The sequence below is a fragment of the Allofournierella massiliensis genome (genome assembly GCF_004345265.1).
GTDB classification, from domain to species: Bacteria; Bacillota; Clostridia; order Oscillospirales; family Ruminococcaceae; genus Allofournierella; species Allofournierella massiliensis.
Window position 1 is genome coordinate 140,553 of the sequence record NZ_SLUM01000004.1, and the last position, 13,173, is coordinate 153,725.

The 13,173-nt window shown below is 52.0% G+C and carries 8 protein-coding genes and 2 CRISPR repeat arrays; of the genes, 7 read left to right on the plus strand and 1 reads right to left on the minus strand.

The window, feature by feature from the left end; translation table 11 throughout:
• Positions 1-121 precede the first annotated feature (121 nt).
• Positions 122-1,371: a CRISPR direct-repeat array (repeat unit 33 nt; unit sequence GTCGCTCTCCGCGAGGAGAGCGTGGATAGAAAT).
• A gap of 265 nt (positions 1,372-1,636) precedes the next feature.
• The 7 genes from EDD77_RS03490 to cas2 are packed head-to-tail and all read left to right on the plus strand — an operon-like array spanning position 1,637 to position 9,099.
• Positions 1,637-3,796, plus strand: a complete 2,160-nt coding sequence (locus EDD77_RS03490; RefSeq protein ID WP_242868448.1) for a CRISPR-associated endonuclease Cas3'' — start codon at positions 1,637-1,639, stop codon at positions 3,794-3,796.
• 42 nt (positions 3,797-3,838) lie between these two features.
• Positions 3,839-4,483: a type I-C CRISPR-associated protein Cas5c gene (gene cas5c, locus EDD77_RS03495; protein WP_058965935.1), complete on the plus strand. Its 645-nt coding sequence runs from the start codon at positions 3,839-3,841 to the stop codon at positions 4,481-4,483.
• Positions 4,480-6,207 carry a type I-C CRISPR-associated protein Cas8c/Csd1 gene (cas8c, locus tag EDD77_RS03500; RefSeq protein ID WP_058965937.1) on the plus strand — a complete coding sequence of 576 codons (1,728 nt, stop codon included), beginning with the start codon at positions 4,480-4,482 and terminating at the stop codon, positions 6,205-6,207. The genes cas5c and cas8c overlap by 4 nt, the downstream gene beginning before the upstream one ends.
• 1 nt (position 6,208) lies before the next feature.
• Complete coding sequence (gene cas7c, locus EDD77_RS03505) at positions 6,209-7,093, plus strand: type I-C CRISPR-associated protein Cas7/Csd2 (RefSeq protein ID WP_058965939.1); 885 nt, start codon at positions 6,209-6,211, stop codon at positions 7,091-7,093.
• On the plus strand, positions 7,090-7,761 hold the full coding sequence (gene cas4, locus EDD77_RS03510; RefSeq protein WP_058965941.1) for a CRISPR-associated protein Cas4: 672 nt from the start codon (positions 7,090-7,092) through the stop codon (positions 7,759-7,761). The genes cas7c and cas4 overlap by 4 nt, the downstream gene beginning before the upstream one ends.
• The gene (cas1c, locus tag EDD77_RS03515) at positions 7,758-8,789 is read left to right on the plus strand and encodes a type I-C CRISPR-associated endonuclease Cas1c (protein WP_058965943.1); all 1,032 of its coding nucleotides are present in this window, start codon (positions 7,758-7,760) and stop codon (positions 8,787-8,789) included. Before cas4 ends, cas1c begins: the two co-directional genes overlap by 4 nt.
• A gap of 19 nt (positions 8,790-8,808) precedes the next feature.
• Entirely contained in the window at positions 8,809-9,099 is a 291-nt protein-coding gene (gene cas2, locus EDD77_RS03520; RefSeq protein ID WP_058965945.1) for a CRISPR-associated endonuclease Cas2, read from the plus strand.
• Positions 9,100-9,283: 184 nt separating this feature from the next.
• Positions 9,284-12,486: a CRISPR direct-repeat array (repeat unit 33 nt; unit sequence GTCGCCCTCCACACGGAGGGCGTGGATAGAAAT).
• A gap of 193 nt (positions 12,487-12,679) precedes the next feature.
• Here cas2 and EDD77_RS03525 read toward each other — a convergent pair.
• Complete coding sequence (locus EDD77_RS03525; RefSeq protein WP_132587309.1) at positions 12,680-13,000, minus strand: hypothetical protein; 321 nt, start codon at positions 12,998-13,000, stop codon at positions 12,680-12,682.
• Positions 13,001-13,173: the final 173 nt, after the last annotated feature.

Consider the following 13,173-nt stretch of genomic DNA (forward strand, 5'->3'; position numbering starts at 1 on the left):
GTTTTTCAAAAACAGAACTATAACGGCGAAAATATTTTGACAAATCTAGAGAAAGCGCGTATTGTAATGGTAATATAGCAAGTTCTGCAACAAAAGAACCGATCTTTTGTTGCTTTTTGCTGTCGCTCTCCGCGAGGAGAGCGTGGATAGAAATAAAAATAGTATTCCTAGCCCTCTGAATATTTTGTGTCGCTCTCCGCGAGGAGAGCGTGGATAGAAATTCATATGTAGGAGTGATGGTTGCAGCCATTGCTCCGTCGCTCTCCGCGAGGAGAGCGTGGATAGAAATTCTTAACTTGATACTATAGAAACAATTGGCCCAACCGTCGCTCTCCGCGAGGAGAGCGTGGATAGAAATTCTTAACTTGATACTATAGAAACAATTGGCCCAGTCGCTCTCCGCGAGGAGAGCGTGGATAGAAATCTTGTGATGGTTGTCAGTGGGTTTCTGGTGATCCGTCGCTCTCCGCGAGGAGAGCGTGGATAGAAATTTTTTCCCTGCATCGTCTTTTTCTCCGGATGAACCCTGTCGCTCTCCGCGAGGAGAGCGTGGATAGAAATGACCAGTACATCTTGTGGGAGTGCTTAGCAAGCTCGTCGCTCTCCGCGAGGAGAGCGTGGATAGAAATTTGCCGGTCACAAAGACCATGGTATCCGAAACGCGTCGCTCTCCGCGAGGAGAGCGTGGATAGAAATGTGAATAATCCGCTTCCCGTCCTTATACCACTTTGTCGCTCTCCGCGAGGAGAGCGTGGATAGAAATCAAACTTTCATGGTAATCTCAACAGCCTTTTTACGTCGCTCTCCGCGAGGAGAGCGTGGATAGAAATCTTTATTGAGCATAATAGGTCGGCTTTATGCCGGTCGCTCTCCGCGAGGAGAGCGTGGATAGAAATTCGTGGGCACCGGTGAATGACGGCCCCGACCTGTGTCGCTCTCCGCGAGGAGAGCGTGTATTGAATACCAATAAAAGGAATCTTTTTAAAGATCCGACCTGTGTCGCTCTCCGCGAGGAGAGCGTGGATAGAAATATCCAGGACAACACCGTGTTCAAGGGCAAGCAGCAGTCGCTCTCCGCGAGGAGAGCGTGGATAGAAATTGATAGCCGAAAGGAAATCTACCGCAGGCTTGAAGTCGCTCTCCGCGAGGAGAGCGTGGATAGAAATGTTGAATCCATTGAGCCTTTGCAAAACATGCCCAAGTCGCTCTCCGCGAGGAGAGCGTGGATAGAAATCTCTAGCACCTTTTCCTCCCTGGGGGTGCTGCTGTCGTCGCTCTCCGCGAGGAGAGCGTGGATAGAAATCCCAATGTCCGTCCACCCGTCCGGGTAGCCCTGCAGTCGCTCTCCGCGAGGAGAGCGTGGATAGAAATCGGCAGGCTACCTTGGTTGTACCGCTGCCCATACGTCGCTCTCCGCGATGAGAGAATCTTAAACAAAAGCGTAGTTTTCGGTTTAGCATTGTGCCGAAAACTACACTTTTGCTTATTTTAACGGAATATTCAGGAGCAGGTTATAATTTTAAAAGATTTACGAAAGCAAAATCAAATGGGAAATTCAGAAAATCAATCCGTACTATTGGACATTCAGCGTGTTATACTTTAGAAAAGAGTTACAGTCGAATGCGGAGGTGAAAACATGAACTCCATGGCTGAATCCCACAGATTGGCACATGTTTCCGAGGATGGGTTACGCCAGCAAACGGTTTTGGAACATTTGAATGGAACGGCAAATCTGGCTTCCGGTTTTGCAGAACCCTTTGGTGCTGCGGCACAGGCGTATCTGGCGGGAATGCTGCACGATATCGGAAAATACAGCGATGCGTTCCAAAAACGACTGGCTGGTGGGGAAAAAACAGATCATTCCACTGCCGGTGCGCAGGAGGCCTTTTCCATGAGGCAGCTGGAGGTGGCTTTTGCAGTGGCAGGACACCATGGCGGCTTGCCGGATGGCGGAGCCAAAAGTGATACAGAAAGCTCTACCTTATTTGGCCGTATCAAGAAAACTGCAATTCCTGATTATAGTGGATGGAAGCAGGAGATAAAACTTCCGGATACGACGAAAAGAAAACACTTTCCGGATGGCTTTTCCACTGCTTTTTATACGAGAATGCTGTATTCCTGTCTGGTGGACGCGGATTATCTGGATACAGAGACCTTTATGAATGGAGGCCCTGCACCGCGCGGGGGAACTCAGCCGCCGGAACAATTGCTCGATCGATTGCAGGAATATGTTGCTCCCTGGTGGGATGCAAAAAATGAACTGAACAAAAAGCGATGTGAAATTCTTCGCGCCTGTTTTGAAAAAGGCGTGACGGAGCAGCCGGGACTTTTTACCTTGACGGTACCCACAGGCGGAGGAAAGACCGTCTCATCGCTGGCCTTCTCGCTGTCTCATGCGGTGGCACATGGAAAACGACGGATCGTTTATGTGATTCCTTATACGTCTATCATCGACCAGACTGCTGAGGTGTTTACCAACATTTTAGGCGAGGAAAATGTGTTGGAACATCATTCGGGCAGTGATGCGGTGATGGAGGAAAGCCAATCAGACCCGGATACTTACCGTAAGGTGCTTGCGACGGAAAACTGGGATGCGCCGGTGATCGTTACGACCGCAGTACAGTTTTTTGAATCGCTGTTTGCTAACCGTTCTTCCCGCTGCCGCAAGCTGCACAATCTGGCTGATAGTGTGATTGTGTTTGATGAGGCGCAGACGCTTCCACTGGCTTATCTGCGCCCCTGTGTGGCGGCTATTGGGCAACTGGTGCGTTATTATGGGGCCAGCGCTGTTTTATGCACAGCCACGCAACCGGCGTTGGAACCATTGTTCCGGGAACTGGCTCCGGGATTGACACTACGGGAGATTTGTAACGATACAGCCGGCTTGTACCATTTCTTTCACCGTACAAATCTTCGCAATGAAGGAGAACTCACAGAAGAACAGCTGGCAGAGAAATTGGGCCAGGCACAGCAGGTGCTGTGTGTGGTGAATCGTCGGGCAACGGCACAGCGGCTGTACAGTAGTTTGCCTGCCGATGGAAGCTACTGCCTGACAACACTTCTTTGTGCAGATGACCGCAAACGTCTGCTGCGGGAGATTCGCACTCGCTTACAAAAAGGGCTGCTCTGCCGTGTTGTGTCCACTTCGTTGATCGAGGCCGGTGTGGATGTGGATTTTCCGGTGGCATGGCGGGAGGAAGCAGGGCTGGATTCGGTTTTGCAAACGGCAGGACGGTGCAATCGGGAGGGAAAACATCCGGTGGCGGATAGTGTGGTTACTGTTTTTCGGCTGAGTGGTCAGCCGGTTCCACAGATCATTCGTCAAAATGCAGACGCAGCGCGCAGTGTGTGGCGCAACTTTGAAGATGTCTCACAGCCGCAGGCAATCGAAGCATATTTTTCCCTTTTGTATGCGGTAAAGGGAGAAGACGCGCTGGATCAGAAACAAATTTTGAAGGGCTTCAATGAAACAATGGAAGGGCGTATGCTTCCCTTTGCGACTGCTGCGGAACGATTCCGTCTGATCGAATCCTGCGCGGTGACAGTATATATACCAACAGAAGAGAACCAGGAACTGCTCGCAGCTCTGTGGGAGGGAAATGGTAACCGTTCTTTGTATCGCAAATTGGGCCAATACGGCGTCACGGTGTATCCTGAACATCTTGCGGCGCTGCATGCGGCCGGTGCGGTGGAAATGCTGGATGGGGAAGACTGGGTGCTGACGGATACTACCCTGTACAATCGTGAGACCGGACTCGCTCTGGACGTGGAAACAGGGAAAGCTTGGATGATATAAAAGCATGAGTCTTGTGAAATCGATAGTAAGGAGGAATGTTGGATGATCCAATTGGAAGTCTGGGGCGACTATGCGCTCTTTTCCCGCCCTGAATTGAAGGTTGAGCGAATGTCCTATGACGTGCCCACGCCCTCGGCGGCGCGCGGACTGGTGGAGGCGGTTTACTACCACCCCGGTCTGCAATGGCATATCGACCGGATTTATGTACTTAATCCCATTCGTTTTGTCAGTATACGCCGCAACGAGGTAAAAAGTAAGGTTCTTGCCACAGCAGCCCGCGCTGCGGCACAGGGAAGTGGACAGCCACTGTATCTGGCTTCGCCTCAGGAGATTGTGCAGAGGGCATCGCTGGTGTTACAGGATGTACATTATGTAATTGAGGCGCATTTTACGATGACAGACCGTGCTGCGCCCGGTGATAATCCGGGAAAATTTCAGGATATCGTGACCCGGCGCATGGAGCGGGGGCAATGCTATCACACTCCCTACTTTGGGTGCAGAGAGTTTTCGGCAAAGTTCCGCCGCTGGCCCGGCGGTGCAATCCCCACAATCGAAGAGACGCGGGATCTGGGGTTGATGCTGTATGACTTTGATTACTCGGATCCGAAGAACATCACGCCGACGTATTTCCGAGCAAGTCTGAAGCAAGGCGTTATGAATGTGGCGGATTGTGAGGTGCTTCGATGATCCTGCAGGCTTTGACAGATTATTATGAGGATTTGCTGGCTCTTGGGAAAATTGCGCGCCCGGGTTGGGCGAAAGCAAAGGTATCGTGGGCACTGGAACTTGGTGACAATGGCGAGCTGCTGGGATTGCTGCATCTGCAGCAGGAAGTGCAGCGGGGAAAGAAAACGGTACTGATTCCACAGGAGCGAGAGGTGCCGCAGCCGGTCAAGCGGTCATCCGGTGTGGCAGCCAATTTTCTGTGTGATACATCCGGTTATCTTCTTGGGGTTGACACAAAGGGAAAGCCGGAACGTACTGCAGAATGCTTCGCAGCTTCCCGCACGCTGCATGAGCAGATTCTGAAGGAGGCCCAGAGCCCGGCCGCGTGTGCTGTGCTCGCATTTTATGAACATTGGGACTCACAGACCGCAAAAGATCACCCGGCGCTGAAAGAGGAGTGGGATGAGGTGATGAAGGGCGGTAATCTTTTGTTCTGGTACCGGGGAGGTCCTGTGACGGAAGATGCGCAGGTGCGGGAAAGCTGGCAGCTTGCCAACGAACAAAGTGGGAATGCAGAAAATGCGCTGTGTCTTGTTACCGGTAAGCACGAACCGACTGCTCGCCTGCACCCCAATATCAAGGGAGTGGTGGGCGCACAGACCGCCGGTGCGGCGCTGGTGTCTTTCAATGCACCGGCTTTCTGCTCGTATGAGCACGAACAAGGGGACAATGCCCCGACCGGTGAATATGTGTCTTTTGCTTATACCACAGCGCTCAATACCCTTATTGCCGACCGGGAGCACACACGCCGCGTAGGCGATACCACCATCGTCTGCTGGGCAGCGGGTGGACAACCCGTCTATCAGGATTTCATGATGGCAGCGCTGTATGATGACAATATGGATGAACGTGACATTCAGAGTACGATGATCCGCTTGGCGGAAGGAGAACCAGTGGACTGGCAGCAGCAGAAACTTTCGCCGGATACACATTTTTATGTTCTGGGGATTGCACCCAATGCCGCACGTCTTTCGGTGCGATTCTTCTGGCAGAACAGCTTTGGAGCGCTGATTCAAAACGTGACAAAACATTACCGGGATCTGGAAATTACGCGGCCCTCATTTGACAAATTTCCCACGCTGCCGGTCTGGCGGCTGCTGCGGGAAACGGTGAATCAGAATGCCCGCAATCCGGAGCCGAACCCGCGGCTGGCGGGAGATCTTTTGTTGGCGATTTTGAATGGAACGCCTTATCCGGCTACCCTGTTGGACGGCGTGGTGCTGCGTATTCGTGCCGAGAGAGAGATTACGCGCGGCCGGGCTGCAATTTTAAAAGCTTGGTATCTGCGTAACTCGAAAGACGAACAACTGAAGGAGGTCATGACTGTGGAACTGAATGAACAAAGCAACTATCTGCCGTATCTGCTGGGGCGGCTATTTGCGGTATTGGAGGACGTTCAGCAACGGGCCAATCCGGGAATCAATACGACCATCAAGAATCGTTATTTCAATTCTGCTTCGGCAACGCCCGCAACAGTATTTCCACTGCTGATCAATCTGGCTCAAAAGCATCTGGCAAAGCTGGATAAAGGGTTAGTCATACACTATAACCGCAAGATCACGGAGCTGAATTCCCGTATCACACAAACGCTGCCTGCCCGGCTCACCCTGCCGGAGCAGAGTGCCTTCCAGATCGGCTATTATCACGAAACACAGAAGCGTTACACCAAAAAGGAGGAAGTATAAAATGTCTGAAATCATTAAAAATCGCTACGACTTTGTGATCCTGTTCGATGTGGAAAACGGCAATCCCAACGGAGATCCGGATGCAGGCAATATGCCGCGCATTGATCCCGAAACCGGGTATGGACTGGTGACCGATGTGTGCCTAAAACGCAAGATCCGCAATTATGTGGAAACAGCAAAAGAAGATGCTCCGGGCTATCGGATCTACATCAAGGATCGGATTCCACTGCAGCGCAGCGATGCCGAGGCACTGGAGTATTTGAAGGTGGATAAAGACCTGAAAGCGGCCAAAAAGGATGACCCCACTCTGGATGAAAAAATTCGCAATTTCATGTGCAGCAATTTTTACGACATCCGTACCTTCGGTGCCGTGATGACTACCTTTGTAAAAGGGGCACTGGATTGTGGGCAGGTGCGCGGCCCTGTGCAGCTGGGCTTTGCCCGCAGTGTGGATCCGATTCTGCCGCAGGAGGTCACTATCACCCGTGTGGCCATCACTACAGAGGCAGATGCCGAGAACAAGGGTACTGAGATGGGCCGCAAATACATCGTACCATATGGCCTGTATCGTGCAGAAGGATATGTGTCGGCAAATCTGGCCCGCAAAACAACCGGATTTTCGGAGGATGATCTGCAGATTCTGTGGCAGGCGATTCTGAACATGTTTGAAAATGACCATAGTGCAGCACGCGGTAAAATGGCGGTGCGGGAGCTAATCGTATTCCGGCATGACAGTGAGTTGGGCAATGCACCTGCTTATAAGCTGTTTGATGCGGTACATGTTGAGCGCAAGCCGGAGGTAGCTGTGGCACGCAGCTATCGTGACTACCAGGTAACGGTGGATGATACTCTGCCTGGTGGAGTGACCTGTGAACGGTTGGGATGATGGAAAATGAATATCTGTTGCTGTCAGGTATTCAGCATTTTTGTTTCTGCCGCCGCCAATGGGCACTGATCCATCTGGAGCAGCAATGGCAGGAAAACCTCCGCACCGCCAAGGGCAGGCTGGATCATCAGCGCTGCCACGATGAAACGCTGCGCGAAAAACGGAACAATCTGCTGATTGTGCGGGGAATGCGAGTAACATCGCACACGCTGAAGCTGTCCGGCGTGTGCGATGTGGTGGAGTTTTCGCTTGATCCGCAAGGTGTTCCTTTACAGGGGCAGAAAGGCCTGTGGTTGCCTCTGCCGGTGGAATACAAACATGGTGCCCCAAAAGAGAGTGATGCCGACCGATTGCAGCTGTGTGCACAGGGAATGGCATTGGAGGAAATGCTGGTGTGCAGCGTGCCGTGCGGTGCACTGTACTATGCGCAGACACGCCGGCGGGAGCTTATGGAGTTCACGCCGGAGCTGCGGGAAAAAACGCGCCGTACCGCCGCAGAGATGAACGAGTACTTTGCCCGCGGGTATACGCCGAAGGTGCGCCCCGGGAAACACTGCAATGCCTGTTCTTTGAAAGAGATCTGCCTGCCGGCGCTGTGCAGGAAAAATGCTGTAAATGAGTATATTCGTACTCATCTGGCAGAGCAGAACACGGAGGAAGCCAAATGAGAAAGATGCTGAATACGCTGTTTGTTCTTACACCGGAAAGCTATCTTTCGCTGGAGGGTGAAACCGTGGTGGTGAATCAGAAAGGAACAGAAGCGGCACGGTTTCCACTGCACACACTGGAAGGAATACTCACCTTTGCCTATGCAGGAGCATCTCCCGCGCTGATGGGTGCTTGTGCTGAGCGAGGGATTGATCTGGCGTTTTTTACACCCAATGGCCGCTTTCTGGCTCGCACTGTAGGAGAAGAACGCGGCAATGTGCTGCTTCGTCAGCAGCAGTACCGGATTGCGGATAATCCTGCAGTTAGTTGCCGATATGCGTGCGGGTTTATCTTGGGAAAAGTTTACAACGCACGGTGGGTGTTGGAACGTGCTACCCGTGACCATCCTCAGCGCGTACCGGTGGAACGGCTGAAAGAAATCTCGTCGCAGCTGGCAGCTTCCTTGATGCGAATTCGAGAGTGCGGTACATTGAAAGAGCTGCGAGGGTTGGAAGGAGAAGCGGCACAACGATATTTCGATGGGTTTGACAGTCTGATCTTACAGCAGCGAACAGACTTTGCATTTACCGGCCGCAGCCGTCGACCGCCACTGGATCCCATAAACGCAGTGCTTTCCTTTGCGTATACGCTGCTCGCCCGGGAGTGTGCAGCTGCACTGCAAAGCGTTGGGCTGGACCCATATGTTGGATTTTTGCACCGGCCTCGCCCGGGAAGAACCAGTCTGGCGCTGGATCTGATGGAGGAGCTACGCCCTGTGTGCGCTGATCGGTTTGTTTTGTCCTGCATCAACCAAAAAGTCATTACAGGAAAGCATTGCCAGCGGCAAGACAGCGGAGCAGTTTGGCTGACGGACGAAGGACGCAAGGTGTTCCTTTCCGCCTGGCAAAAACGCAAACAGGAAACCATCACGCATCCATTTCTGGGTGAAAAGCTGCCATGGGGGCTGGTGCCCTATATACAGGGGGTGCTGCTTGCGCGTACACTGCGCGGCGATCTGGAGGAATACCCGCCGTTTTTCTGGAAATGAAGCAAAAGAGGTGTGTGATATGCTGGTGCTGATCACATATGATGTAAACACAGAAACACCGGTCGGACGCAAACGTCTGCGCAAGGTTGCAAAGACTTGTATCGATCATGGGCAGCGTGTACAGAATTCGGTGTTTGAATGTTTGCTGGACGCGGCGCAATATGCGGTTTTGAAATCAAAACTGACGCAGCTGATTGATCCGGAATGCGATAGCCTGCGTTTTTACTGTTTGGGAAACTCTTACAAAAAGAAGGTGGAGCATATCGGGCGCTGCCCGCAGTGGTCGCAGGATGACGTGCTGCTGTTGTAGATGGTGCGAACGTGAAGCAACCAGAAAAACGCTGGGAGCTTCGCACTAAAAGATAGCTGAAAAATGATGTAAAAGAACGCGAAACGGTTTTGATAGAACGGGAGAGAGTATGCTTTGTAATATCAAAACGACAAATTTTCGTGTTTGTGCTGCAAAATGAAACAATATTTTGTGAACTTTTGCTGTCGCCCTCCACACGGAGGGCGTGGATAGAAATACGAAGTCGCGCTCGGTCTGGTCAACCATGCGGCACCAGTCGCCCTCCACACGGAGGGCGTGGATAGAAATTCATATGTAGGAGTGATGGTTGCAGCCATTGCTCGTCGCCCTCCACACGGAGGGCGTGGATAGAAATCTTGTGATGGTTGTCAGTGGGTTTCTGGTGATCCTGTCGCCCTCCACACGGAGGGCGTGGATAGAAATTCTTTTCTGACACTCAAAAAACCACCTCCACTTGGTCGCCCTCCACACGGAGGGCGTGGATAGAAATAGCTGAAAGTGAAAGTGATTTTTAAATTATCGGCTGTCGCCCTCCACACGGAGGGCGTGGATAGAAATCGAAAAGGTAAAATGTCCATCTAAGGGAGGATGGGTCGCCCTCCACACGGAGGGCGTGGATAGAAATTTCTGATCCCGATAAAAGCCATCAACCGCACGACGTCGCCCTCCACACGGAGGGCGTGGATAGAAATAATCGAAGTGCAAAATACATCGTATAAAGTTTGGTCGCCCTCCACACGGAGGGCGTGGATAGAAATTGAAAGTAGACAGTATTATATTTGTGATCGTATTCGTCGCCCTCCACACGGAGGGCGTGGATAGAAATTGTGTGGATTGCCTAAAGAGCATTTGAAGCAATTGTCGCCCTCCACACGGAGGGCGTGGATAGAAATTAAGTTCTTTTCGTGGCTTATTTCTCCTATCATCAAGTCGCCCTCCACACGGAGGGCGTGGATAGAAATCTTTCTATCCGTCCTGATTTTTTAAAGTTTTTTCCGTCGCCCTCCACACGGAGGGCGTGGATAGAAATGATTTGCAACTTCTTTTTTGATTTACGCTGCTCGTCGCCCTCCACACGGAGGGCGTGGATAGAAATACATCTTGATCATGTAGAGGACTAACACAGCCCTCGTCGCCCTCCACACGGAGGGCGTGGATAGAAATAGCTTCCCATTCCAGAGCGGCATCAATGCAATAAGTCGCCCTCCACACGGAGGGCGTGGATAGAAATGCCGTCTTGTCATATATCCGGCACCGGAAATCAGACGTCGCCCTCCACACGGAGGGCGTGGATAGAAATAAAAAATTCAATGGATTCATACCAAAAAGGCAGGGGTCGCCCTCCACACGGAGGGCGTGGATAGAAATAATATGTAAACCTTGCAATCGCTGATACCAATCAGTCGCCCTCCACACGGAGGGCGTGGATAGAAATTTTGTCGTTGTTTGTTTGGTTGTTTGCAGTACAACGTCGCCCTCCACACGGAGGGCGTGGATAGAAATTATATTTGACCAATTTTTCGGACTATTTGAAACTGAGTCGCCCTCCACACGGAGGGCGTGGATAGAAATAGTGATCTCATCGATTGTAACAGTAATACGCTTCGTCGCCCTCCACACGGAGGGCGTGGATAGAAATACGCAGCAGGCAGGCACCGGCGACCCCAGCCCCGTCGCCCTCCACACGGAGGGCGTGGATAGAAATTGAAAGAATTTGCTGGCGAGTGCGGTATGTGCACCGTCGCCCTCCACACGGAGGGCGTGGATAGAAATCTCGAAGGAAACGGCAATGTTGTTGTTTGGCCGGTCGCCCTCCACACGGAGGGCGTGGATAGAAATTATTGTGGGCGGCAAGGTTACGTCAAAATCCGTGGTCGCCCTCCACACGGAGGGCGTGGATAGAAATAGGAAGTTCGCCAGGCTCAGGCCAGGGCCGAAGCAGGTCGCCCTCCACACGGAGGGCGTGGATAGAAATTACGCCAGAGCGAAAGAGGAAATGCTCGCTGAGCCGTCGCCCTCCACACGGAGGGCGTGGATAGAAATCTTACCCTGCAGGAAATCCTCGCCGAGGCCGAGAAGTCGCCCTCCACACGGAGGGCGTGGATAGAAATTTCACCGCCTTTCGGTTCAAATTGGCTGCAAAAGTCGCCCTCCACACGGAGGGCGTGGATAGAAATAGTTTGAAAAGCTCGGCGTGAACGCTAAGGCAAAGTCGCCCTCCACACGGAGGGCGTGGATAGAAATCATCTTCAAAGAGCACGCGGTACATGGGCTTGTGGTCGCCCTCCACACGGAGGGCGTGGATAGAAATAATGTTTCGACAGAGTTGTTGTACTCGTCCCACCGGTCGCCCTCCACACGGAGGGCGTGGATAGAAATTTGGAAAGTGAGGTAAAACCATGACTGTAAAGCTTGTCGCCCTCCACACGGAGGGCGTGGATAGAAATTACTATAGTAATACCCCATGCCCACACCCTGCAATCGTCGCCCTCCACACGGAGGGCGTGGATAGAAATTATAATCATTATACCACGCCGCACAGAAATGTATGTCGCCCTCCACACGGAGGGCGTGGATAGAAATCAGATCGACCGGCGAACCGCAGTCAAGGCAGGTGTCGCCCTCCACACGGAGGGCGTGGATAGAAATCATATAGTCGGCAGAATCGTAGTCTTTGCCGCAGGTCGCCCTCCACACGGAGGGCGTGGATAGAAATAACACAAAATTCACCAGCGCATTTGCCCCCGGTGGTCGCCCTCCACACGGAGGGCGTGGATAGAAATGGTTTTCGGTGTTCAGTGCTTCACGAAATAAGCGGGTCGCCCTCCACACGGAGGGCGTGGATAGAAATATCGAGGAAACGGCAACGGGAAAGCGGGTTTGCCTGTCGCCCTCCACACGGAGGGCGTGGATAGAAATATCCGCATTTGACGACATGTACACATCCATCACGTCGCCCTCCACACGGAGGACGTGGATAGAAATACCATGGGCGAGAAGCCCAAAACCGCCGGGGACGGTCGCCCTCCACACGGAGGGCGTGGATAGAAATATCCAACGCAAAAGCCAGTTGCACTGTACACCTGTCGCCCTCCACACGGAGGGCGTGGATAGAAATTCCTTTTCTCCCGTGGAAACATTCAATTCCCACTCGTCGCCCTCCACACGGAGGGCGTGGATAGAAATAAGATGGCGCTTACTGACGCCATCAGCGTGGCCGGTCGCCCTCCACACGGAGGGCGTGGATAGAAATATGTACGCATCCTTGCCGGTGACCATAGCGGCCGTCGCCCTCCACACGGAGGGCGTGGATAGAAATACACGCTGGTGGATGCACTGAACAAGGGCACCGGTGTCGCCCTCCGCACGGAGAGCGTGGGGAGAAATCTTATCTCGATAGTTTAGTAATAACTTACGGTAGTCATCCTCTGTACAAAGTACGCATGAGGAGTTTGTATGGCGGGGTTATTTTGCTGATTGTTACACAGAGAAGCGTACAGCTTTTTCGGGCATCAATTTCATCCCACAAACTCAAAAATCCCGAATGCGTAAGCGTTCGGGATTTTTCCTTGTTTACCATTCACTTTTCACTCTTCACTGATTTTGTGCTCCCCGCTCGGGATTTTTGAAAGTGAATAACAAATAGTGAAGAGTGAAGAAGTAAGGTGTGTCGCTTTGCGGCACGGATTTCATATTGCTCGGCTGATTGGCCGGCTGTTTCCGTTTCACTTGAGTAATTTCCTGCTTGGCCCACGGAATAAGAAGAGCGGCGATTACCTGTTTCATTACGCAAACTGAAAGGGGCTGTTGCAAAACGGAAGTTGAGCAACAGCCCCCACTTTTTGCGAAAAGCAGGATCGGAAGAGACTTTTTCAAGAATTTTAGGAGAAATAGTCTCCAAATCATCTTAAGTAGGCGCAGCAAAGCTGAGCTTTCCGCAATGAGGAAGCCCGGCTTTTTGTGTTTTTTCAGATGTCACAAATATCTACTCTTTTTTGAGCGGAAAAAGATGTGTTTTCCGTCTGTCCTGTCGCAATTTGGAGCAGTACTTGTCCAGATCAAAGGCCAGACACA